The 21,549-nt window shown below is 36.5% G+C and carries 25 protein-coding genes and 1 pseudogene; 17 read left to right on the top strand and 9 right to left on the bottom strand.

The features are described from left to right. Positions 1–28 precede the first annotated feature (28 nt). The gene (locus AC3WVZ_RS18450) at positions 29–694 is read left to right on the top strand and encodes a potassium channel family protein (protein ID WP_000504032.1); all 666 of its coding nucleotides are present in this window, start codon (positions 29–31) and stop codon (positions 692–694) included. Positions 695–737: 43 nt separating this feature from the next. On the opposite strand, the gene rnjA is transcribed toward AC3WVZ_RS18450, so the two are convergent. Further along, positions 738–2,405 (bottom strand): ribonuclease J1, encoded by a 1,668-nt coding sequence (gene rnjA / locus AC3WVZ_RS18445; RefSeq protein WP_233935244.1) that lies wholly within the window; start codon positions 2,403–2,405, stop codon positions 738–740. Positions 2,406–2,409: 4 nt separating this feature from the next. Next, the gene (locus tag AC3WVZ_RS18440) at positions 2,410–2,622 is read right to left on the bottom strand and encodes a DNA-dependent RNA polymerase subunit epsilon (RefSeq protein WP_000576435.1); all 213 of its coding nucleotides are present in this window, start codon (positions 2,620–2,622) and stop codon (positions 2,410–2,412) included. A gap of 547 nt (positions 2,623–3,169) precedes the next feature. Here AC3WVZ_RS18440 and AC3WVZ_RS18435 point away from each other — a divergent pair. Then, positions 3,170–3,943, top strand: a complete 774-nt coding sequence (locus AC3WVZ_RS18435; protein WP_000998268.1) for a Cof-type HAD-IIB family hydrolase — start codon at positions 3,170–3,172, stop codon at positions 3,941–3,943. A 60-nt stretch (positions 3,944–4,003) separates the two neighbouring features. On the opposite strand, the gene def is transcribed toward AC3WVZ_RS18435, so the two are convergent. After that, complete coding sequence (def, locus tag AC3WVZ_RS18430) at positions 4,004–4,558, bottom strand: peptide deformylase (protein WP_000957048.1); 555 nt, start codon at positions 4,556–4,558, stop codon at positions 4,004–4,006. 243 nt (positions 4,559–4,801) lie between these two features. On the opposite strand from def, the pseudogene AC3WVZ_RS18425 reads away from it, so the two are divergent. After that, positions 4,802–6,171, top strand: a pseudogene (locus AC3WVZ_RS18425) (IS1182-like element ISBth7 family transposase); the annotation flags it as partial. A gap of 146 nt (positions 6,172–6,317) precedes the next feature. Here the strand turns inward: AC3WVZ_RS18425 and AC3WVZ_RS18420 are convergent. After that, on the bottom strand, positions 6,318–6,464 hold the full coding sequence (locus AC3WVZ_RS18420; protein ID WP_000274562.1) for a YjcZ family sporulation protein: 147 nt from the start codon (positions 6,462–6,464) through the stop codon (positions 6,318–6,320). A 514-nt stretch (positions 6,465–6,978) separates the two neighbouring features. Here AC3WVZ_RS18420 and pdhA point away from each other — a divergent pair. The 5 genes from pdhA to AC3WVZ_RS18395 all read left to right on the top strand — a co-directional run bounded on the left by pdhA (position 6,979) and on the right by AC3WVZ_RS18395 (position 12,336). Then, positions 6,979–8,094 carry a pyruvate dehydrogenase E1 component subunit alpha gene (gene pdhA, locus AC3WVZ_RS18415; protein ID WP_000536895.1) on the top strand — a complete coding sequence of 372 codons (1,116 nt, stop codon included), beginning with the start codon at positions 6,979–6,981 and terminating at the stop codon, positions 8,092–8,094. A gap of 3 nt (positions 8,095–8,097) precedes the next feature. Beyond that, the gene (pdhB, locus tag AC3WVZ_RS18410; protein WP_000068168.1) at positions 8,098–9,075 is read left to right on the top strand and encodes a pyruvate dehydrogenase complex E1 component subunit beta; all 978 of its coding nucleotides are present in this window, start codon (positions 8,098–8,100) and stop codon (positions 9,073–9,075) included. A 93-nt stretch (positions 9,076–9,168) separates the two neighbouring features. Continuing rightward, positions 9,169–10,458: a pyruvate dehydrogenase complex dihydrolipoyllysine-residue acetyltransferase gene (gene pdhC, locus AC3WVZ_RS18405; protein WP_000863419.1), complete on the top strand. Its 1,290-nt coding sequence runs from the start codon at positions 9,169–9,171 to the stop codon at positions 10,456–10,458. 5 nt (positions 10,459–10,463) lie between these two features. Next, on the top strand, positions 10,464–11,876 hold the full coding sequence (gene lpdA, locus AC3WVZ_RS18400) for a dihydrolipoyl dehydrogenase (RefSeq protein WP_000260104.1): 1,413 nt from the start codon (positions 10,464–10,466) through the stop codon (positions 11,874–11,876). 232 nt (positions 11,877–12,108) lie between these two features. Then, positions 12,109–12,336, top strand: coding sequence for a hypothetical protein (locus AC3WVZ_RS18395; protein ID WP_000697469.1), 228 nt, complete (start codon positions 12,109–12,111; stop codon positions 12,334–12,336). A 1-nt stretch (position 12,337) separates the two neighbouring features. Here the strand turns inward: AC3WVZ_RS18395 and AC3WVZ_RS18390 are convergent, their stop codons facing one another. Further along, positions 12,338–12,730, bottom strand: a complete 393-nt coding sequence (locus tag AC3WVZ_RS18390) for a DUF1885 family protein (protein ID WP_001163299.1) — start codon at positions 12,728–12,730, stop codon at positions 12,338–12,340. A 130-nt stretch (positions 12,731–12,860) separates the two neighbouring features. Between AC3WVZ_RS18390 and AC3WVZ_RS18385 the strand changes: the two genes are divergently transcribed. From AC3WVZ_RS18385 to AC3WVZ_RS18370, 4 genes are all read left to right on the top strand, one after another. Further along, positions 12,861–13,157: a DUF3055 domain-containing protein gene (locus AC3WVZ_RS18385; protein WP_233936589.1), complete on the top strand. Its 297-nt coding sequence runs from the start codon at positions 12,861–12,863 to the stop codon at positions 13,155–13,157. 195 nt (positions 13,158–13,352) lie between these two features. Continuing rightward, positions 13,353–13,481, top strand: a complete 129-nt coding sequence (locus tag AC3WVZ_RS18380; protein WP_000536778.1) for a GapA-binding peptide SR1P — start codon at positions 13,353–13,355, stop codon at positions 13,479–13,481. Positions 13,482–13,540: 59 nt separating this feature from the next. After that, complete coding sequence (locus AC3WVZ_RS18375; protein WP_000536803.1) at positions 13,541–13,669, top strand: GapA-binding peptide SR1P; 129 nt, start codon at positions 13,541–13,543, stop codon at positions 13,667–13,669. Between the two features lie 44 nt (positions 13,670–13,713). Continuing rightward, the gene (locus tag AC3WVZ_RS18370; protein WP_000536796.1) at positions 13,714–13,842 is read left to right on the top strand and encodes a GapA-binding peptide SR1P; all 129 of its coding nucleotides are present in this window, start codon (positions 13,714–13,716) and stop codon (positions 13,840–13,842) included. Positions 13,843–13,878: 36 nt separating this feature from the next. Here the strand turns inward: AC3WVZ_RS18370 and AC3WVZ_RS18365 are convergent, their stop codons facing one another. Together AC3WVZ_RS18365 and speA are read right to left on the bottom strand one after the other, a co-directional pair. Next, on the bottom strand, positions 13,879–14,709 hold the full coding sequence (locus AC3WVZ_RS18365) for a protein-glutamine gamma-glutamyltransferase (RefSeq protein WP_000635337.1): 831 nt from the start codon (positions 14,707–14,709) through the stop codon (positions 13,879–13,881). Between the two features lie 76 nt (positions 14,710–14,785). Further along, positions 14,786–16,258: an arginine decarboxylase gene (gene speA, locus AC3WVZ_RS18360; protein ID WP_000084899.1), complete on the bottom strand. Its 1,473-nt coding sequence runs from the start codon at positions 16,256–16,258 to the stop codon at positions 14,786–14,788. Between the two features lie 367 nt (positions 16,259–16,625). On the opposite strand from speA, the gene AC3WVZ_RS18355 reads away from it, so the two are divergent. Next, positions 16,626–16,895 (top strand): UPF0223 family protein, encoded by a 270-nt coding sequence (locus tag AC3WVZ_RS18355; protein ID WP_000456562.1) that lies wholly within the window; start codon positions 16,626–16,628, stop codon positions 16,893–16,895. An 81-nt stretch (positions 16,896–16,976) separates the two neighbouring features. On the opposite strand, the gene AC3WVZ_RS18350 is transcribed toward AC3WVZ_RS18355, so the two are convergent. Then, positions 16,977–17,603: a YktB family protein gene (locus AC3WVZ_RS18350; RefSeq protein ID WP_000155317.1), complete on the bottom strand. Its 627-nt coding sequence runs from the start codon at positions 17,601–17,603 to the stop codon at positions 16,977–16,979. Positions 17,604–17,809: 206 nt separating this feature from the next. Here AC3WVZ_RS18350 and AC3WVZ_RS18345 point away from each other — a divergent pair, with 206 nt between their 5' ends. Both AC3WVZ_RS18345 and AC3WVZ_RS18340 read left to right on the top strand, forming a co-directional pair. Further along, on the top strand, positions 17,810–17,998 hold the full coding sequence (locus AC3WVZ_RS18345) for a YkzI domain-containing protein (RefSeq protein ID WP_001250165.1): 189 nt from the start codon (positions 17,810–17,812) through the stop codon (positions 17,996–17,998). Between the two features lie 88 nt (positions 17,999–18,086). After that, positions 18,087–18,872 (top strand): inositol monophosphatase family protein, encoded by a 786-nt coding sequence (locus tag AC3WVZ_RS18340; protein ID WP_001158701.1) that lies wholly within the window; start codon positions 18,087–18,089, stop codon positions 18,870–18,872. Between the two features lie 50 nt (positions 18,873–18,922). Here AC3WVZ_RS18340 and AC3WVZ_RS18335 read toward each other — a convergent pair whose 3' ends face one another. Next, positions 18,923–19,102, bottom strand: a complete 180-nt coding sequence (locus AC3WVZ_RS18335) for a DUF5325 family protein (protein ID WP_000400127.1) — start codon at positions 19,100–19,102, stop codon at positions 18,923–18,925. Between the two features lie 140 nt (positions 19,103–19,242). On the opposite strand from AC3WVZ_RS18335, the gene typA reads away from it, so the two are divergent. Together typA and AC3WVZ_RS18325 are read left to right on the top strand one after the other, a co-directional pair. Beyond that, complete coding sequence (gene typA, locus AC3WVZ_RS18330; RefSeq protein ID WP_000914762.1) at positions 19,243–21,087, top strand: translational GTPase TypA; 1,845 nt, start codon at positions 19,243–19,245, stop codon at positions 21,085–21,087. A 159-nt stretch (positions 21,088–21,246) separates the two neighbouring features. Then, positions 21,247–21,549 (top strand): YlaH-like family protein, encoded by a 303-nt coding sequence (locus AC3WVZ_RS18325; protein WP_000893662.1) that lies wholly within the window; start codon positions 21,247–21,249, stop codon positions 21,547–21,549.

Raw genomic sequence — 21,549 nt, 5'->3', positions numbered from 1 at the left:
AGTACTTGAAGTTATTGGAGGAATTCCCGTGGGTGAGAAAGAAAAAGAATTTGCTGTCATTGGACTTGGTCGCTTTGGTGGAAGTATTTGCCGAGAATTAGCTCAATTAGGAATGGAAGTAATGGCAATCGATTCAGATGAGGATAAAATTAATGAATTTGCAAATATAGCTTCGCATGCTGTAATTGCAGATTCAACAGATGAGATGGTATTAAAAAGCCTTGGTATTCGAAATTTTGATCACGTAGTCGTTGCTATTGGAGATAATTTAAATTCAAGTATTTTAACGACTTTGATTTTGAAAGAGTTGGGTGTAAAAAATATTACTGTAAAAGCTCAAAATGATTATCATGAAAAAGTGTTAAGTAAAATAGGTGCAGATCATATTGTGCATCCAGAACGTGATATGGGAAAAAGGATTGCTAATAATATTGCATCAAGCAATGTGCTAGACTACCTTGAGCTTTCAGATGAGCATAGTATTGTAGAGATTATTGCGAATAAAAAAATTGATGGGCACTCTTTAATTGAATTAGATATTCGTGCGAAGTTTGGATTGAATATTGTAGCAATTAAACGAGGCAAAGAAGTTATCGTATCCCCTCGAGCTACGGAGAATATTCAAGCAGGAGATATATTAATTGTCATTGGTCATGACGATGAAGTGGATCGATTTAAACACTTTTTAAGATAAGAGAAAAGAAAAGGACAATGCCTTCATGGCATTGTCCTTTTTCTTATATTTCCATAATGATTGGTAAAATCATTGGACGGCGTTTCGTTTTCTCATATAGGAATGGAGCTAATGTGTCTGTAATTTCATTTTTAATTTCAGACCATTGTGTTGTTTTACGCTCCATTACTTTTTCTAAATGAGTTGTAATTAATGTTTGTGCATCATTGATTAAATCGCTACTTTCACGCATGTAAACGAAACCGCGTGAGATGATATCAGGTCCTGCTGCAACTTTAAATTCTTTCATATCAATGCTTACAACTACAATTACAAGTCCTTCTTCAGAAAGGATACGACGATCGCGTAATACGATATTGCCAATATCTCCAATACCGTTTCCATCAATGTAGACCGAACCAGATGGGATTTTTCCAGCTACGCTAGCTTCATCCGAACGTAAAGCAAGAACATCGCCATTATCCATAATGAAGCAATTTTCTTCAGGGATGCCACAATCATTTGCTATGTTCATGTGCATACGCTGCATACGATATTCACCATGAATTGGCATGAAGTACTTCGGTTTAATTAGACGTAACATTAATTTTTGTTCTTCTTGTCCACCGTGTCCACTTGTATGGATATTTGAAAGTTTCCCATGAATTACATCAGCGCCAGCGCGGTACAACATGTTAATTGTACGACTTACGCTAATTGTATTTCCTGGAATTGGTGAAGAAGAGAAAACAACTGTATCTCCAGGAATAATTTGAATTTGGCGGTGTGTACCGTTTGCAATACGTGAAAGTGCTGCCATCGGTTCACCTTGACTACCTGTACATAAAATAACAACTTTATTAGCTGGTAAGCGGTTTAGTTGAGATGCATCTATGAATGTATCTTTCGGGCAACGAATATAACCAAGGTTTTGTCCAATTTCAATCGCTGCTTCCATACTTCGACCAAACACAGCTACTTTACGGTTGTTTTCAACAGCAGCTTCAACAACTTGTTGTAAGCGGTGAATATTTGATGCAAAGGTTGCGAATATAATCCGTCCTTCTACTTTACGGAAAATGTCTTGAATGCTATCACCAACGCGACGCTCAGACATAGTAAAGTTTGGAACTTCACTGTTCGTACTATCAGATAATAGACATAGTACGCCATCTTTACCGATTTCAGCCATTTTTGTTAAATCAGCTGGTTCACCAACTGGTGTGAAGTCAAATTTGAAGTCACCTGTATGAACAACTTGACCTTGAGGTGTTTTCACAACAACGCCGTACGAATCTGGAATACTGTGAGTTGTACGGAAGAAGGATACAGACGTTTTTTTGAATTTAATAACGTCATCTTCTTGAATCTCGTAAAGTTTTGCTTTACGAAGTAAGCCGTGTTCTTCTAATTTGTTTTTGATGAGTGCAATTGCTAATTTTCCGCCGTAAATTGGAATGTTCGCTTGACGTAATAGGTAAGGGATTCCGCCGATATGATCTTCGTGACCATGTGTAATGAATAACCCTTTAATTTTATCTTCGTTTCGCACAAAATAAGTGTAGTCTGGTATTACATAATCGATTCCGAGAAGTTCGTCCTCTGGAAATTTAATTCCAGCATCAATTATAATAATTTCATCTTGAAATTGAACAGCGTATGTATTTTTACCGATTTCACCAAGCCCACCGAGAGCAAATACAGCAACTTGGTCGTTTTTTAGAAATTTCATATCGCTATACGATTTCCGCTAATGTTAAATCAGCGTTTTCTTTTTCATATTCAAGATGAGCGCCAGTAACAGACTGAACAAACTCGATATTATATGCGAACTTATTTAATTTTGTACGAACATCCTTTTCAGACGTAGCCTCTAAATATAAAACTTTTGTATTTTCACGTACTGGAACCTCAGTTAATTTTTCTTGATAAAATACTTTAAAAATCATTTGGAAAACCTCTCCTTGTCTATGTTTTGCATTATCTGTTACTTATTATAAAGCAAACAGTCACGATTTTCATGTTTTTTCGAATGAGAATGAAGAAAAAGCCCGAAATGGGCACAATTTAAGCGACTGTCTTTTTACGGACTAGACCATTTAAATAACGCTTGAGCTTTTTCTTCAGCTTCTTCAGCATGATTACTCCTTCCTTTCCTTATTTTAAACATGCCTATTACTAGTGAAAACTCTATCTCTGATATAAGAGATAGGACAAAAGTGAATGGTGAATCTTGTCCTTTCCCATACAGTGAAAGTTATTCTATAGTAACGATCAGTAGCCGTTAGTTATAGGTATAGTATGAGGAAGAATGGAAAAGAAAATTCATCCGAACAAGTATCTACATGTTTTACTAATATATATATGCAAAGTTTACAAATAAGGTCAGAAAGGGAACGCTTTCTTCACAGATGTTTAATATGTTATACTTTTTTTTAGAATTTGAAAAGTGATATTCAAAATAGGAATATAGAGTCTCAGAAAGGATTTTGACAAATGAATGATAAAATTGTCTTTTTTGATATTGATGGAACATTATTAGATCATGATAAAAAAATTCCGCAATCTACACGAGATGCAGTAAAACAGTTACAAGAAAAAGGTGTACATGTAGCAATTGCGACAGGGCGCGCGCCATTTATGTTCGAAGATATTCGTAAGGAACTTGATATACATAATTATGTTAGTTTTAATGGACAATATGTTGTCTTTGAAGATGAGGTAATATTTAATAATCCGTTACATCCAGATGCTTTACATAAGTTTACTCAGTTTGCAAAACAAGAAGGATATCCACTTGTATATCTTGACCATCAAGATATGAGAGCATCAGTGGAATATCATGATTATGTGAAAGAAGGCTTTGGAAGCTTAAACTTTGAGCATCCAGCATATGAGCCTAATTTTTATGAGGAACGTAATATTTATCAAACACTACTTTTTTGTGAAGTAAATGAAGAGGAAAAGTTTATTAATCATTATCCAGATTTTCATTTTATTCGTTGGCATGCATATTCAATGGATATCATTCCGAATGGTGGTTCTAAGGCAAAAGGAATTGAGAAATACATTGAAAAGTTAGGTTTTAATCGTGATCAAGTGTATGCATTTGGAGATGGCTTAAATGATTTAGAAATGATCGAAGCCGTTGGCACAGGTATTGTGATGGGAAATGGCCATGAAGACTTGAAAAAACTTGCAAATCATGTGACAAAGGATGTTAATGAAGACGGTATATATCATGGACTAAAGTGGGCTGGATTGCTATAAGTGAATATGGAACCCATTTCATAATAAAAAGGCGGAAGATTAACTTCCGCCTTTTTATTATTATCGCTCTAGAGGTTTGGAATCATCAGGAGCGGCAAAAGGATTTTCTTTATTGATATGGTCATAGAACATAACGCCATTTAAATGGTCAATCTCGTGCTGAAATACGATTGCTGGTAAACCTTTTAAACGTAATTTTACTTCTTCTCCGTTAATAGAAGTTGCTTTTACTGTAATTCTTGTATAACGAGGAACATAACCAGGTACTTCGCGGTCTACAGATAGACAGCCTTCACCACCCTGTAAATATGTACGTTCAACAGAATGGCTAATGATTTTTGGATTGAATAATGCATGGCTATATAATGTACCATCCGCATCGGTTACATGAACTGCAATCATTTTTTTTGAAACACCGATTTGCGGAGCCGCTAATCCGATTCCAGGGCGTAAACTATATTTTTCAGCCATTTCAGGATCTTGGCTATTTATTACGAATTCAATCATTTCTTTTAAGGTAGTTGTATCTTCTTCGCTTGCCGGTAAGGACACCTCTTCTGCAACGTTGCGCAAAATAGGATCTCCTTCGCGAATAACATCTTTCATTGTAAGCATATGTAATCTCTCCTTTCCTCTTTAGTCTACCAAAGGAGATGGAAAAAGTCATCGGCAAGAAAGGGAAGGCATTTTGGAAATCGTTCTATTATAGAGTAGTTATGTATGTGATAAACAGAAAAAGACGGCAAAGCCGTCTTTTTCTCAGGCTGTGGAGAAAGTCTTCTCCACAGCCTGTTTTTGTGTCTGAACCTCTTTTTATGTGTCAACACTGATAAAAAAGAGGAAAAGGAGAGATTTTTTATGATGGGTGCTTTAAAAAATCATCGTGATGAGCGTGTATCTGTTTCTGTAGAAGAGTTGGTTCCACAAGATCATTTCCTTCGTGCAATTGAAGCGACAATTAGTTTTGATTTTATTGAAGAGAAGTTACGCCCTTATTACTGTGAAAACAATGGACGCCCGTCCATTCATCCTATTGTTTTATTTAAGATGATGTTTATTGGATATTTTTACGGTATTCGTTCTGAGCGTCAATTGGAAAAGGAAATTAAAACGAATATTGCCTACCGTTGGTTTTTAGGGTTTTCTCTATCGGATACTATTCCGGATCACTCTACAATCAGTTGGAATCGTCGTACTCGTTTTATTCATACAAATATTTTCGAAGAAATTTTTGATGAGATTGTGAGACAAGCGACGGAGCACCGGATGGTAGGAGGACGTGCACTGATGACAGATTCTACACATATTAAGGCCAATGCCAATAAAAATAAATTTGTACATAAATATAAAAAAGAAAAAGCAAAGTTTTATATAGACGAGCTAGAAGCTGCGGTAATCGAAGATCGTGAGGTACATGGAAAAAAGAATTAAAACCTAGAAAGGAAAGTGATACCCCTACCAAAAAAACTCGTATAAGTACAACGGATCCAGATAGTGGATTTTTAATGAGAGATGGAAAACCAAATGGTTTTCATTTCTTGGATCATCGTACGACTGATGCGAAGTACAATATTATTACAGATACCTATGTAACGGCTGGAAATATGGCAGATTCCGAGCCGTATTTAGCACGCCTCCAAGCTCAGATTGATAAATTCGACTTCAAAGTAGAAGCTGTTGCCCTTGATGCTGGCTATTTTACAGGATATATCTGTAAGAAACTATCAGAACGGAATATATTTATGGTGATGGGGTATCGCCGATTTGGAAAACGGAATAAAGAAGTACCGAAAAGCCAATTTAAATATGTAGAAGAAATGAATGTTTTCGCTTGTCCGATGGGATGTATTCTAGAATATGTAACAACTGATCGTGAAGGATACCGTCAATACAAATCGAATCCAGAAGACTGCGCTGTTTGTCCGTTACGTGAGGTGTGCTTTTCAAAGAAACAAAAACAAAAAGTTATCACTCATCATGTGTGGGAGAAATATAAGGATATTGCTAGAAAAAACAAGCTAACAGCTACAGGGAAAAGGTTGTATAAAGTACGCTGTTCCACTATAGAGCGAAGCTTTGCAGACGCCAAAGAACTACATGGCTACCGCTATGCCCGGTTTCGAGGGCTGAAGTCTGTCCAAATGCAAGCTTATCTCACCGCAGCTTGTCAAAACATGAAAAAAATAGCCCTCCACCTGACCAAAAAGGGTCAGGTGGAGGGCTATTTTTTAAAATTCTATTATTTTATGTTGTTTTTATTCGCTAAAATCAAAAAAGATTCCAGAGTGTTGGGAACCCTAAAGGGTTTCCCAACACTCTGCAGAAAAAGACGGCAAAGCCGTCTTTTTCTTTCCATAGTTGTTTCGTTTTACAATTAGCGAATGCAAGCAGCACCAACGATAATTAAAAGAATAAACAACACAACGATTAAGGCGAAGCCGCGTCCAGACCCGCCACAAGAACCGCCATAACCGTAGGAAGGATATGAACAAGTTGGATAGCAATATGAGTATCCGTACATGAGATGACCTCCTTTATCATTTCCCGCTAATACTGCGGTTACTATAATGTATGGAAGAGAGGGTAGAAATGTATAGGTATTTACCTAAAAAAGGAAGAGTAGTTTGTATATTTTTGTTACGAAGAGAGAAAAACTAAAGAGAATTAAATCGTTTACATATTATTCTAAGAGAAAAAATAAGTGAAAAAGGGAATAATATAACAGTAGGTCAATGCTTACTAATACAGATGTAAAAAATAAAAACACGTTTGTGTAGTAGAAACCTGCATATTATTTATAAAAAAACGTATTCAAAGTAATTGACATCGTAATTAGAATAGTTGTAAACTAAAAAACGTGATCAAGATTGTATTAATATGTTTCTGAAAAAACATTAGTACAGATTGTTAGGTACACAAAATTATTCTCAACCGACATACAAACATGTTGGTTTACATCGTTGCGCTTTTTAAACTGGAAAATAGCCAGTGAAAGCGTTTCAGAATATGGTTCAAGAGAGGAAGAGGTGAACGGAATGGGTACTAAAACAAAAAAGACCCTATTTAATGTTGATGAGCAAATGAAAGCTATCGCAGCTCAATTTGAAACATTACAAATTTTAAATGAAAACGGTGAAGTTGTGAATGAAGCAGCTATGCCTGAATTATCTGATGATCAATTAAAAGAATTAATGCGTCGTATGGTGTATACTCGCGTATTAGATCAACGTTCTATTTCTTTAAACCGTCAAGGACGTTTAGGTTTCTACGCACCTACAGCTGGACAAGAAGCTTCTCAATTAGCAAGTCATTTCGCACTTGAAGCAGAAGACTTCATCTTACCAGGATACCGTGATGTACCACAATTAGTATGGCACGGATTACCATTATACCAAGCATTCTTATTCTCTCGTGGACACTTCATGGGTAACCAAATGCCTGAGAATGTAAATGCATTAGCTCCACAGATCATTATCGGTGCGCAAATCATCCAAACTGCTGGTGTTGCGTTAGGTATGAAACTACGTGGTAAAAAATCTGTTGCAATTACTTACACTGGTGACGGTGGTGCTTCACAAGGTGACTTCTACGAAGGTATGAACTTTGCAGGTGCATTCAAAGCTCCAGCAATCTTCGTTGTTCAAAACAACCGTTATGCAATCTCTACTCCAGTAGAAAAGCAATCTGCAGCTAAAACTGTAGCACAAAAAGCAGTAGCAGCAGGTATTTACGGAATTCAAGTAGACGGTATGGATCCATTAGCTGTATACGCAGCAACTGCTTTCGCTCGTGAGCGCGCAGTAAATGGCGAAGGCCCTACTTTAATCGAGACTTTAACATTCCGTTACGGTCCACATACAATGGCTGGTGATGACCCAACTCGTTACCGTACAAAAGATATCGAAAACGAATGGGAACAAAAAGACCCAATCGTACGCTTCCGTAAGTTCTTAGAAGCTAAAGGCCTATGGTCTCAAGAAGTTGAAGAGACAGTAATCGAAGAAGCAAAAGAAGATATCAAACAAGCAATTGCTAAGGCTGACCAAGCTCCAAAACAAAAAGTAACTGATTTAATGGAAATCATGTACGAAAAAATGCCTTACAACTTAGCTGAACAATATGAAATCTACAAAGAAAAGGAGTCGAAGTAAGCCATGGCTCAAATGACAATGATTCAAGCAATCACTGATGCTTTACGCGTTGAAATGAAAAATGACCCTAACGTACTTGTATTTGGTGAAGACGTTGGTGTAAACGGCGGTGTATTCCGTGCTACTGAAGGTTTACAAGCTGAATTTGGTGAAGATCGTGTAATGGATACTCCACTTGCAGAGTCTGGTATTGGTGGACTTGCAGTTGGTCTTGCACTTGAAGGATTCCGTCCAGTTCCAGAAATCCAATTCTTCGGTTTCGTTTATGAAGTAATGGATTCAATTTCTGGTCAATTAGCTCGTATGCGTTACCGTTCTGGTGGACGTTGGACTGCTCCAGTAACAGTTCGTTCTCCATTCGGTGGTGGTGTTCATACTCCTGAACTTCATGCTGATAGCTTAGAAGGATTAGTGGCTCAACAACCTGGTCTAAAAGTTGTTATTCCATCTACTCCATACGATGCTAAAGGTCTTTTAATCTCTGCGATTCGTGACAACGATCCAGTTATCTACTTAGAGCATATGAAATTGTACCGTTCATTCCGTCAAGAGGTACCAGAAGGTGATTACACAATTGATTTAGGTAAAGCTGATATCAAACGTGAAGGTACAGATGTATCTGTTATCGCTTACGGTGCTATGGTTCACGCTGCATTAAAAGCTGCTGAAGAACTTGAAAAAGAAGGTATCTCTTTAGAGGTTGTTGACTTACGTACAGTTCAACCATTAGATATCGAAACAATCATCGCTTCTGTTGAAAAAACAGGTCGCGTAGTTGTAGTTCAAGAAGCTCAAAAACAAGCTGGTATTGCAGCTAACGTTGTAGCGGAAATTAACGACCGTGCAATCTTAAACTTAGAAGCTCCAGTTGTACGTGTTGCAGCTGCTGATACAGTATTCCCATTCTCTCAAGCAGAGAGCGTATGGTTACCAAACCACAAAGATATTGTTGAAGCTGTAAACAAAGTAATGAACTTCTAATTTTTAGCTTTTCATGTGCAAAAGAAATCAGCACATGCTGGTTTCTTTTGTACATATTCCATAATAATGAAATGAATCAGGGGGCTGAATTCCGTGGCATTTGAATTTAAACTACCAGATATCGGTGAAGGTATCCACGAAGGTGAAATCGTAAAATGGTTTATTAAACCAGGCGATGAAGTAAACGAAGACGATGTACTTCTTGAAGTACAAAATGATAAAGCAGTAGTAGAAATCCCTTCTCCTGTTAAAGGTAAAGTACTTGAAGTACTTGTAGAAGAAGGAACAGTTGCAATCGTAGGAGATACATTAATTAAATTTGATGCTCCTGGATACGAAAACCTTAAATTTAAAGGTGACGATCATGATGAAGCTCCAAAAGCTGAAGAAGCAGCAGTAGAAGCTCCAGCAGCGGAAGCTACTCCAGCAGCAACTGCAGAAGTAGTAAATGAGCGCGTAATCGCTATGCCATCTGTTCGTAAATACGCTCGTGAAAAAGGTGTAGACATTCATAAAGTAGCTGGTACTGGTAAGAATGGCCGTATCGTAAAAGCTGACATCGATGCATTTGCAAATGGTGGACAAACTGTAGCAGCAACTGAGGCTCCAGCAGCAGTAGAAGCTACTCCAGCAGCAGCGAAAGAAGAAGCACCAAAAGCACAACCAATCCCAGCTGGTGAATATCCAGAAACTCGTGAGAAAATGAGTGGTATCCGTAAAGCGATTGCGAAAGCAATGGTTAACTCTAAACACACAGCTCCTCACGTAACATTAATGGACGAAGTAGATGTAACAGAACTTGTTGCTCACCGTAAGAAGTTCAAAGCAGTAGCAGCTGACAAAGGTATTAAATTAACTTACCTTCCGTACGTTGTTAAAGCTTTAACATCTGCATTACGTGAATACCCAATGTTAAACACTTCTTTAGACGATGCATCTCAAGAAGTAGTTCATAAACATTACTTCAATATCGGTATCGCAGCTGATACAGACAAAGGTCTATTAGTACCAGTTGTTAAAGATACAGATCGTAAGTCTATCTTCACAATCTCTAACGAGATCAATGATCTTGCTGGTAAAGCACGTGAAGGTCGTCTAGCTCCAGCTGAAATGAAAGGTGCTTCTTGCACAATTACAAACATTGGTTCTGCAGGTGGACAATGGTTCACTCCAGTTATCAACCACCCAGAAGTAGCAATCCTTGGTATCGGCCGTATCGCTGAAAAACCAGTTGTGAAAAACGGTGAGATCGTTGCAGCTCCAGTATTAGCATTATCTCTAAGCTTTGACCATCGTTTAATTGACGGTGCAACTGCTCAAAAAGCGTTAAACCAAATTAAACGTCTATTGAATGACCCACAATTATTAGTAATGGAGGCGTAATAACAATGGTAGTAGGAGATTTCCCAATTGAATTAGATACAGTCGTTGTTGGTGCAGGTCCTGGTGGATACGTTGCGGCAATTCGTGCAGCACAATTAGGTCAAAAGGTAGCAATCATTGAAAAAGCTAACCTTGGTGGCGTATGCTTAAACGTTGGATGTATTCCTTCAAAAGCGTTAATCAATGCAGGTCATCGTTATGAGAATGCAATGCATTCTGATGACATGGGTATTACTGCAGAAAACGTAAAAGTTGACTTTACAAAAGTTCAAGAATGGAAAAACGGCGTAGTTAAGAAATTAACTGGCGGTGTTGAAGGCCTTCTTAAAGGTAACAAAGTTGAAATCATTCGCGGTGAAGCTTACTTCGTAGATGCTAATACATTACGCGTTATGACTGAAGATGCAGCTCAAACTTATACGTTTAAAAATGCTGTTCTTGCAACTGGTTCTACACCAATCGAAATTCCAGGATTCAAATACTCTAAACGTGTTATCAACTCTACAGGTGCTTTAAGCTTACCTGAAATTCCTAAAAAACTTGTTGTAATCGGCGGCGGTTACATCGGTATGGAATTAGGTACTGCATATGCTAACTTCGGTACAGAAGTTACTGTAGTAGAAGCTGGCGACGAAATCTTAGCTGGTTTCGAAAAAGCTATGAGCTCTGTTGTTAAACGTGCTCTACAGAAAAAAGGTAACGTAAATATCCATACAAAAGCTATGGCTAAAGGCGTTGAAGAAACAGAAACTGGCGTAAAAGTTAGCTTTGAAGTTAAAGGTGAAATCCAAACTGTAGAAGCAGATTACGTATTAGTAACTGTAGGTCGTCGTCCAAACACTCAAGAAATCGGTCTTGAGCAGGTTGGAGTTAAAATGACTGACCGCGGCATCATCGAAATCGATGAGCAATGTCGTACAAATGTACCAAACATCTATGCAATCGGTGATATCGTTCCTGGACCACCATTAGCTCACAAAGCTTCTTACGAAGGTAAAGTAGCTGTAGAAGCAATTAGTGGCCATGCATCAGCTATCGATTACATCGGAATTCCTGCAGTATGCTTCACTGATCCAGAATTAGCATCTGTTGGTTACACTAAAAAACAAGCTGAAGAAGCTGGAATGACTGTAACTGTATCTAAGTTCCCATTCGCTGCTAACGGTCGTGCATTATCATTAAACAGCACTGACGGTTTCTTACAACTTGTAACACGTAAAGAAGATGGTCTTCTTGTAGGTGCTCAAGTTGCAGGTGCAGGTGCTTCTGATATTATCTCTGAGATTGGTTTAGCTATCGAAGCTGGAATGACAGCTGAAGATATCGCTCAAACAATCCATGCTCACCCAACATTAGGTGAAATCACAATGGAAGCAGCTGAAGTTGCTCTTGGAATGCCAATTCACATTGTAAAATAATTTAAGTAATGTAAATAGCCCTTCTCTTATTGTAAGAGAGGGGCTATTTTTATTTTCATCAAATGACTTGCAAGGTCTTTAAACGTACTTGTCGAATGAATATATAATACTTTAACAAATGATTCCGGCTTAACTTACTTCAAAGGTAATATATATCATCCTATAATATGTAATTGATTCAAACGTACCCCCATATATTAATAAAATAGAGCATGTCAAAGGAGAAGGTTCCATGAAAATATTACATGTTATATTTTATCATTTACTACTATGGAGTGGCTTTTCCACTGTATTAACATTATCGAATGGTGATAAGTTTCATTATAAAGTTATTCTTTTTTTCGTATTTCTATATTTAGCCTATGTAATAGCATATTTTGTATTGCACGTAAGAAAGCAAGCTTTATTTCTTACATGTTCGAATTGTATATTATTTTTAATCATATTATCTATTTTTTAAATTAGCGTTTATAAAAATACATTGTTCTTCCATTAAATAATTGTAACTCTCCTTCTAATTTCTTCGCTAAAAAACGGCAAAATTCATTTGCTTTCCCTTTGTCACCAAATGTTGCATTAGGTGGTAAAGAAACTTGGATGAAAGATTGTTCATTTTCTATACCAACACCAATATAAATTGAGTCATACCGGTCGTGATTGGATTGAAGTTTTAATGTTGTTGTAGATGTATCTAAAATTTCATAAGGAAAAGCGGTATTTGTATACGTGTAATTAATTTGGGCACCAGTTTTAGAAGTAACTGTTTTATAATAATGAAAAAGTTGTTTTATATCATCTATTGAAACTGATTGTTGGTTGGATTTCGGTACAAGCGTAATAAAGGCGTGTTGCATATAAGTTCCCCCTAACTTAGTAGAATACTATCATTCTACATCCTACTGAATTTTTTGACAATTAAAAGGAGTATTACATGTTTTGTTTAATATACTATTAATGAAACGTGATGTAGAAAGGTGGAAACCAATGTTTGAAAAATTGTATGATGAGCATGAAAGTGTGAAGGTACGATTTTTAGGGTTTATGACACATGATACACGTTATGATTTTGGTGTTATGTATACAAATATGTTTTTTGGAAAGCCGCTCATTGTTTGTATGCAAACAGGAAGGTCTACTTTACTCGGACGAGATGATGTAGAGAATGTTCAATATATACAGGAGATTTTTAAATTAGGATCAGAAGAGGAAGCAAAGGAGTTAGCTCAGTTTTTCAAATTTCTAGTTCCGTCAACTTCTTTACATGCGGAATATGAAGAATAATTAATGTGAAACAGTCGTACTTATAAATATGGCTGTTTTTTATTTGAATATCGCATACTAATTTAAATTGAAAATATTTAATGTGTTATACTAAAAACCTATTGACGTAAAAAGTATAACATATTAAAATAAAGACAGAAAGTTAAGCGGTTACAAAAAAGTTTTTGGGATTATAAACTTAGGGGGAAATGAAAAATGGGAACAATCGTATGTCAAGATTGTGAAGGTACAATTGCACACTTCGAAGATGAGAAAGTAACGGTACTTTACGGGAAATGTGGATCTTGCGGATGTGATCACACAGAGCATACAAAAGCCCAATAATTGATAGGAAATGGACAGCTAAAAGTTTTTAGGACCATAAACTTAGGGGGAAATGAAAAATGGGAACAATCGTATGCCAAGTATGTGAAGGAACAATCGGACATTTTGAAGATGAGAAAACGACGGTACTTTACGGAAAATGCGGAACAAATTGTGACTGTGCTAGAAAAGATAATGCGAAAGCTTAATGATAAATAAATAGATTACTATTGAAACTCAGGGGGAAATGAAAATGGGAACAATCGTATGCCAAGTGTGTGAAGGAACAATTGGACATTTTGAAGATGAAAAATCAACAGTACTATACGGGAAATGTGGATCTCATTGCGAATGTGACCATAAAGAACATACAAAAGCTTAATAATAAGAAAAAGCGCCTACATGTGTAGGCGCTTTTTTAATAAATTGTAGTTGTATGACCAACTGTTGCAACGATTGCATCATCCCTAATCGGAATAAAGCTTATGGAGGTCTGTGGTGTACTAGAAGAAGCGTATTGGCTCATTATACGACTATCGATACGGGTAATAGTATCGGTCAAGAAAGCTGAAATAAAAGCGTAAGGGACTCGTCGTTCATTTAATGAATAAATAATTTCTTCTTTTGTTTTTACACCTACGCCATGCCCGTAAAAAAAGAAATTTCCTAAATAGATTGTATTTTCTCCTTGCCATTCAATCGTAGCTGGATTTACTTGTGGGTTTTTAAAGTAAACGAGGTCACCTGGAACAAGATCGCCACCGTTTTTTGTTATGAGCCTTAGATCTTGGTCGTAGTCCCATGTATAAAGTAAAAGGTTTGCAAATAGACGATTGAAAGTTTCTTCCTCATACAATGATAGTAAAGCTTTATAAAAAATAATGATCATAGCGGTTGCGCATTCAGTTCCATATAGTTTTCCGTTTTTGAAAATATCCTGTATGGCAATAGAAGGTGGTATGTTTGGAAGAAGCTCGAATCCTCCAAGAGACGTTCTTTTCCAATACTGGGGGTTGCAAAAGGATTGCTGAAATGTACGAAACTGAAATCCACTTTGAAAAAGCTCTAGTGCAGAGATAATAATATTAACTCGTAAATTGAGATCAAAGCTGAGTTCATCAGCTGTTCGGAAGGAATAAACTTCTTGATTTCCTGCCATTATTGATAAAATTTGTTGTTTCTCTGCTGCAAATGGCTCGTATTCATTTGTAATATAAGGATGTACAATAGAACGGCCTATTACAATCATAATAGTATCCCCACCTATACGTTACATTCTTAAGTATCGTATGAAGAAAAGGAAAAAAGGTGAAAAAAAAAGCCTATCAACTGATAGGCTTGTACTCTTTAATAACACGTAATGTTTGTAATGTCATATCTTCAGGACCTTGTACAGGTAAACCTGCTTCTAAGTTTTTACGAATATACTCTAAGTTTTCTTGTGTAATAATTTCCCCCGGAGTAAAGATTGGAATCCCTGGCGGATAAACCATAACAAAATCAGCTATAATACGACCCGCTGCATTTTCAAATGGAATGACTTCTGTTTCCGAATAAAAAGCATCTCGAGGAGAAAGTGCTAGCACTGGAATTTCTGGAATCTCTACTTGTACTTGAACACCTTTATCTGCCCTATTTCTAAATGTTGCTGCTAAATCTTGTAATGCTGCAATAAGTGTATTTGTATCACTTTCTGTATCTCCCAAAGTGATAAGACATAGTATGTTGTATAGATCTGAGAGTTCTACTTCAATGTTATATTGCTCTCTAAGCCATACTTCAGCTTGGTGGCCGGTAATACCTAAATCTTTTACAGATACAATTATCTTTGTAGGATCATAGTTAAAGGTAGCATCTGTACCTAACATTTCTTTTCCAGGACAGTAAAGATGCTCAATAGAATTTATAGCATCACGAACATGCTCAGCTAATTGTATTGTTTGTTCTATGAGTGCTGTTCCTTCTGTAGCAAGACGTTTTCTCGCAACATCAAGGGATGCTAACAAGATGTAAGAAGTTGATGTGGTTGTAAGCATGCTAATAATAGATTGGACATGCTTTACATTCACTAAGCCTTCTTTCACATTAAGAATAGAACTTTGAGTTAAAGAGCCTCCTAATTTGTGAACACTTGTTGCTGCCATATCCGCACCAGCTTGCATCGCTGACATAGGTAATTCATCGTGAAAATGAATATGAACACCATGAGCTTCGTCGACTAGTACAGGGATGTCATAAGAATGTGCTAATTGTACAATCTGTTCTAAGTCTGCAGCAAACCCAAAGTACGTTGGGTTAATAACAAGTAAGCCCTTTGCATCTGAGTGCTCTTCAAGTGCTTTTTTGACAGATTGAATTGTGATTCCATGAGAAATACCGAGCTTCGGATCGATTTCAGGATGCATGAAAATCGGTTTTGCACCTGAGAAAATAATAGCTGACATTACTGATTTATGCACGTTTCGTGGTACTAGGATTTTGTCACCAGGACCGCAAACGCTCATCACCATTGTCATAATAGCGCCACTTGTACCTTGAATAGAAAAGAAAGTATGATCTGCACCGAATGCGGCTGCTGCTAAATCTTGTGCTTCTTTAATCATACCTTTTGGATGATGTAAATCATCGAGTGGCGCAATATTAATTAAATCAATTGCTAATGCATTATGCCCAATAAATTCGCGAAATGTAGGATCCATGCCCTGTCCTTTTTTATGACCAGGAATATGGAATTGAATTGGATTTCGCTTACTGTGCTCAACTAAAGCGGTAAACAATGGTGTTTCGTATTGGGACAATCTATACACCCCTTCTTCTTCATAATATTTAGTGTAATTTGTTTTATATAATCCTGCTCTAAAAAAGTGTAGCCCTTTTTAGAATAAGGCTTGTTTTTCTGCCATTCAAAAAATCGTTTTTGAGATGGTAGCTTCACTTTATTTTCTATAAAACAAAAGCATTATATCACCAATAATTATAGATGTATAGAAAAAAATCTTTTTAAGGTGAGTATGTTTAATAGTTAGCCTCAACTAATGAATAGAGGAAGACAATTCCATTAAAATGAATAAATAGTGTATAATGCAGAGTGGCTATAATGAAGAATAAAATATTCTCTTTAAGATAGCATAATGAAACAAGAAGAAATGATAAATGAGGTGCAAAATGGAATATCAATATCCGTTAGATTATGATTGGTCAAATGAGGAAATGGTTACAATGGTGAAGTTTTATGAAGCGATTGAGAAAGCTTATGAAAAAGGAATTATAAGAGAAGAGTTAATGGGTTTATATCGTCGTTTTAAAGAGATTGTTCCATCGAAAGCAGAAGAAAAGAAAATTGATAAAGAATTTCAAGAAGTAAGTGGATACTCTATATATCGTGCTATTCAAAGGGCAAAAGAAGTCGAAGAACAAAAGCTTGTAAAAATGTAAAAAATATTTTGAAAAATAAAAACTGAAGTGATATAATGTGATAACAACTAAAAACGGACAATATAAATTGTCCGTTTTCTACTATCGATTACAAAGTGCATATAAAGGAAGGAGTGATTGCATCGTAGATTCAATCTTAGCAAGGAATTGTTCGTTGGTCATTGCTGAAAACTCCTCTGGTGATATATGAATACCAACTAATAATTCTGCTTTTTTTACAGTAGCTAATCGTTCAATCATCTTTTGTAAGTCTTCGGTTTCAAGTGTTTTATGTAATTTCACACTTGGTTTAGTATGGTCAATGGACCAAACGAAGTCATTTGGAATATTTGTTTTTAAATCATTTAAATGTTCTAAGAAGGCATGAGCCGTCTCAACTTTTTGTGGACACTCATAGATTAAACCAAAGTATATGAAGGCATGAGTACCCCATAAGCCGATTTGGAAATGCGGTAGCATTTTATATCCTCGTTTATTTGTTGAAAAAGCAACCCAAGTATCGTTTGGTGGATTGACTTTGCGGCGTGCGTGTTTTGCAACATGATAAAAAAAGTTCTCATCAGTTTGTTTGGATAAGTATTCTGCAAATTGTTCCCCTAAAGCTTCTAGCTTAGGATGAATGTTCGTTTTAATTGCACTCATTCGTTCTTCGAGACCATCAACTGTAAAGACATCAAAATCAGTTGACTTGAATGTTTGTATTGTCATGATTGTTCCTCCAACTCCTATTTTGCTTTTATTTTAGCATAGCTTGTACTATTCATAAAAAAAACAGCACAAAAAAATTTAAATAAAAAAATATAATTTTGTTGCATAGATGATTTATCCAACATAGTATAGTATAAAACAAAAAATCAGAAAATTGAATTAATTCTAGTCCGAGGGCAGACGAATATTGGGAGGAGGCAAATAATATGAGACAGGTGATTAATGCGTTAAAGAGAACAGATGCTGAAAAGAGAATACCGGTGCTACGTTTGGAGCTAGATTATGAATTAGCAACTTTATATGATGCGATGATGGAAGATGATAACCAGAAAAAAGAAGAGTGTGTACAAAAGTTAGAAGTATTAAGACTTGAAATGATTCGTTTAGAAGCGTAATAATAGTATATGTATAAAAAATTAGTTGGTGCGAACCTTATAAAGGGTTCGTTTTTTCTGTGAACAGTATAGATCGGAGTGTTTAAACATGCAAGAAGTATGGAAAGACATCGATGCACACGCCAAACGGTGGATTCGGGATGCAGGAGAGCATTTAATGGCATCAATGAAAAAAGCACTTATTATAGAAACAAAATCAAATGCAGCTGACTTAGTTACAAATATGGACCGAGAGATAGAACAGTTTTTAATTGGGAAAATTAAAGAAACATTCCCGAATCATAATATTTTAGGAGAAGAGGGTTATGGAGACGAGATAACGTCTTCTGACGGGGTTGTTTGGTTAATTGATCCAATTGACGGCACGATGAACTTTGTTCATCAAAAAAGAAATTTTGCGATTTCAATTGGGATTTATGAGAACGGTATCGGAAAGATTGGACTTATATATGATCCAGTGCATGATGAGCTATATCATGCAGTCAAGGGATCTGGAGCTTTTTGTAATGATATATCAATTCCTCCATTGGAAAAAGGAACTGTAGAGCAAGGTATTGTAGCTTTAAATGCGATATGGCTTACAGATAATCCATTGCTTAATATGGAAAGTATGATGGCACTTGTTAAGAAAGCAAGGGGCACAAGGTCATATGGCTGTGCAGCATTAGAGATGGTATACGTTGCAACAGGAAGAATAGATGCATATGTAACGCCGAGATTATCACCATGGGATTTTGGCGGAGGGCAGATAATTGTAGAAGAAGTTGGAGGTAAGGTGACGACATTCTCTGGAGCGCCACTTTCTATCATAGAGAAGAGCAGTGTGTTAGTTGCAAAACCAGGAGTGTATGAAGAAGTGTTATCGTTTATATGAGAGCAACAAAAAAAGTAAGAGGCTGTGTATAAGCTTCTTACTTTTTAGCGTTATTGTGATTTGCGCATTTTTCTTTTTGTTACAAAACCGTATCCAACTGTAACAAATGTGCCGATAATGCAAATAATAATACCGATTGGACTATTTTCAGCAATCATAATGCCGATACCGATTAAGAAAATAACACCGATAATTGCAGTTAATAAAAAGCGATATTGAATGTGTTCCATTTCTTCACCCTCCAATCTCATTTTACTTTCACAAAAGTAAGAATACAACTATATTTTCATTCTTGCTTTTATTTTAATTGCTATTGTATCCCCTTCGCTCTTATAATAGAGAAGGATTAAAAAGACATTAGGAGTTGGACATGTTGAAAAAACGACAAGATTTACGTAATATAGCAATTATTGCCCACGTTGACCATGGTAAAACAACACTTGTTGACCAGTTATTACGTCAAGCGGGGACTTTCCGTGCGAACGAACACGTTGAAGAACGCGCAATGGATTCAAATGATCTAGAAAGAGAACGCGGTATTACAATTTTAGCGAAAAATACAGCGATTCACTATGAAGATAAAAGAATTAACATTTTAGATACACCTGGTCACGCTGACTTCGGTGGAGAAGTAGAACGTATCATGAAAATGGTTGATGGTGTTTTACTTGTTGTTGATGCATATGAAGGTTGTATGCCACAAACACGATTTGTTTTAAAGAAAGCTCTTGAGCAAAACTTAACTCCAATCGTAGTTGTAAACAAAATTGACCGTGACTTCGCTCGTCCAGATGAAGTAGTTGATGAAGTAATCGACTTATTCATTGAGCTTGGTGCAAACGAAGATCAATTAGAGTTCCCAGTTGTATTTGCATCAGCAATGAACGGAACAGCAAGCTTAGATTCAAATCCAGCAAATCAAGAAGAGAATATGAAATCATTATTCGATACAATTATCGAACATATTCCAGCACCAATTGATAACAGCGAAGAGCCACTTCAATTCCAAGTAGCACTTCTTGATTACAACGACTACGTTGGACGTATTGGAGTTGGTCGCGTATTCCGCGGTACAATGAAGGTTGGACAACAAGTTGCTTTAATGAAAGTAGACGGAAGCGTGAAGCAATTCCGCGTAACGAAATTATTCGGTTACATGGGATTAAAACGTCAAGAAATTGAAGAAGCAAAAGCAGGGGACTTAGTAGCCGTTTCTGGTATGGAAGACATTAACGTAGGTGAAACAGTATGTCCAGTTGAACATCAAGATGCGTTACCATTATTACGTATTGATGAGCCAACACTACAAATGACGTTCCTTGTAAATAACAGCCCATTTGCAGGTCGTGAAGGTAAATACATTACATCTCGTAAAATTGAAGAGCGTCTTCGTTCACAATTAGAAACAGATGTAAGTTTACGTGTAGATAATACAGATTCTCCTGATGCGTGGATCGTATCTGGACGTGGGGAACTACATTTATCTATCTTAATTGAAAACATGCGTCGTGAAGGTTATGAATTACAAGTATCTAAGCCAGAAGTAATCATTAAAGAAGTTGATGGCGTAAGATGTGAGCCTGTAGAGCGCGTACAAATCGATGTACCTGAAGAATACACTGGTTCTATTATGGAATCTATGGGTGCACGTAAAGGTGAAATGTTAGATATGGTGAATAACGGAAACGGTCAAGTTCGTCTTACTTTCATGGTTCCAGCACGTGGTTTAATTGGTTACACAACAGAATTCTTAACATTAACTCGTGGTTACGGTATTTTAAACCATACATTCGATTGCTACCAACCAGTACACGCTGGACAAGTTGGTGGACGTCGCCAAGGTGTTCTAGTTTCACTTGAAACAGGAAAAGCATCACAATACGGTATTATGCAAGTTGAAGACCGTGGTGTAATCTTCGTTGAACCAGGTACAGAAGTATATGCTGGTATGATTGTCGGAGAACACACTCGTGAGAACGACTTAACAGTTAACGTTGTGAAAATGAAACAACAAACTAACATTCGTTCTGCGACGAAAGATCAAACTTCAACAATGAAGAAACCACGCCTAATGACTTTAGAAGAATCATTAGAGTACTTAAACGATGACGAGTTCTGTGAAGTAACTCCAGAATCAATTCGTCTACGTAAAAAGATTCTTGATAAGAGTGAGCGCGAAAGAGCTGCTAAGAAAAAGAAATCTGTTGAAGCGTAAAAATAAAAAAACAACGCCCTTTATAAAGGGCGTTGTTTTTTTATTTTGTTTATTTTTTAGAATATTTACTCTTTTTTGTGGACAGTATTTTTTTTGCGAGTTACTCTTGTATTAAGTGTATAAAGAAAATTGCATTTTACTGCTAGGGGGGGGAAGAGTGTGTTAGAAAGGATGTCTTTTTTTGCAAAATTGTGTAAGGTAGATGAAAATCCAGAGTTAGGAATGTGGTTACTTTATGGGACGATTATTATATTAAGTGCTCTCGTTTATAATTTAGGGTTTGCTAGAAAGTTGTCTGTACTAAAAAATATTGTGATATACATATCATTAGCAATTGGATGCACAGTATTAACCTTTTTTGCTGTGTTTTTACCTGTTGGAGAAGGACTTGTTGTAGCGGCAATTGTACTTGGAATTTATAGACTGCGTTTGCGTCAAGCGAAACAACAAAAAGCAGGATAA

The sequence above is a fragment of the Bacillus sp. CPT56D-587-MTF genome (assembly GCF_058792335.1).
This window is presented reverse-complemented; position numbering and strand designations above follow the sequence as displayed.

What these genes read in the sequence shown, in the direction of transcription:
- rnjA (WP_233935244.1), bottom strand. Translation starts at nt 2,405, where the DNA reads ATGAAATTTCTAAAAAACGACCAAGTTGCTGTATTTGCTCTCGGTGGG.
- AC3WVZ_RS18440 (WP_000576435.1), bottom strand. Translation starts at nt 2,622, where the DNA reads ATGATTTTTAAAGTATTTTATCAAGAAAAATTAACTGAGGTTCCAGTA.
- AC3WVZ_RS18435 (WP_000998268.1), top strand. Translation starts at nt 3,170, where the DNA reads ATGAATGATAAAATTGTCTTTTTTGATATTGATGGAACATTATTAGAT.
- def (WP_000957048.1), bottom strand. Translation starts at nt 4,558, where the DNA reads ATGCTTACAATGAAAGATGTTATTCGCGAAGGAGATCCTATTTTGCGC.
- AC3WVZ_RS18420 (WP_000274562.1), bottom strand. Translation starts at nt 6,464, where the DNA reads ATGTACGGATACTCATATTGCTATCCAACTTGTTCATATCCTTCCTAC.
- pdhA (WP_000536895.1), top strand. Translation starts at nt 6,979, where the DNA reads ATGGGTACTAAAACAAAAAAGACCCTATTTAATGTTGATGAGCAAATG.
- pdhB (WP_000068168.1), top strand. Translation starts at nt 8,098, where the DNA reads ATGGCTCAAATGACAATGATTCAAGCAATCACTGATGCTTTACGCGTT.
- lpdA (WP_000260104.1), top strand. Translation starts at nt 10,464, where the DNA reads ATGGTAGTAGGAGATTTCCCAATTGAATTAGATACAGTCGTTGTTGGT.
- AC3WVZ_RS18395 (WP_000697469.1), top strand. Translation starts at nt 12,109, where the DNA reads ATGAAAATATTACATGTTATATTTTATCATTTACTACTATGGAGTGGC.
- AC3WVZ_RS18390 (WP_001163299.1), bottom strand. Translation starts at nt 12,730, where the DNA reads ATGCAACACGCCTTTATTACGCTTGTACCGAAATCCAACCAACAATCA.
- AC3WVZ_RS18385 (WP_233936589.1), top strand. Translation starts at nt 12,861, where the DNA reads ATGTTTGAAAAATTGTATGATGAGCATGAAAGTGTGAAGGTACGATTT.
- AC3WVZ_RS18380 (WP_000536778.1), top strand. Translation starts at nt 13,353, where the DNA reads ATGGGAACAATCGTATGTCAAGATTGTGAAGGTACAATTGCACACTTC.
- AC3WVZ_RS18375 (WP_000536803.1), top strand. Translation starts at nt 13,541, where the DNA reads ATGGGAACAATCGTATGCCAAGTATGTGAAGGAACAATCGGACATTTT.
- AC3WVZ_RS18370 (WP_000536796.1), top strand. Translation starts at nt 13,714, where the DNA reads ATGGGAACAATCGTATGCCAAGTGTGTGAAGGAACAATTGGACATTTT.
- AC3WVZ_RS18365 (WP_000635337.1), bottom strand. Translation starts at nt 14,709, where the DNA reads ATGATTGTAATAGGCCGTTCTATTGTACATCCTTATATTACAAATGAA.
- AC3WVZ_RS18355 (WP_000456562.1), top strand. Translation starts at nt 16,626, where the DNA reads ATGGAATATCAATATCCGTTAGATTATGATTGGTCAAATGAGGAAATG.
- AC3WVZ_RS18350 (WP_000155317.1), bottom strand. Translation starts at nt 17,603, where the DNA reads ATGACAATACAAACATTCAAGTCAACTGATTTTGATGTCTTTACAGTT.
- AC3WVZ_RS18345 (WP_001250165.1), top strand. Translation starts at nt 17,810, where the DNA reads ATGAGACAGGTGATTAATGCGTTAAAGAGAACAGATGCTGAAAAGAGA.
- AC3WVZ_RS18340 (WP_001158701.1), top strand. Translation starts at nt 18,087, where the DNA reads ATGCAAGAAGTATGGAAAGACATCGATGCACACGCCAAACGGTGGATT.
- AC3WVZ_RS18335 (WP_000400127.1), bottom strand. Translation starts at nt 19,102, where the DNA reads ATGGAACACATTCAATATCGCTTTTTATTAACTGCAATTATCGGTGTT.
- typA (WP_000914762.1), top strand. Translation starts at nt 19,243, where the DNA reads ATGTTGAAAAAACGACAAGATTTACGTAATATAGCAATTATTGCCCAC.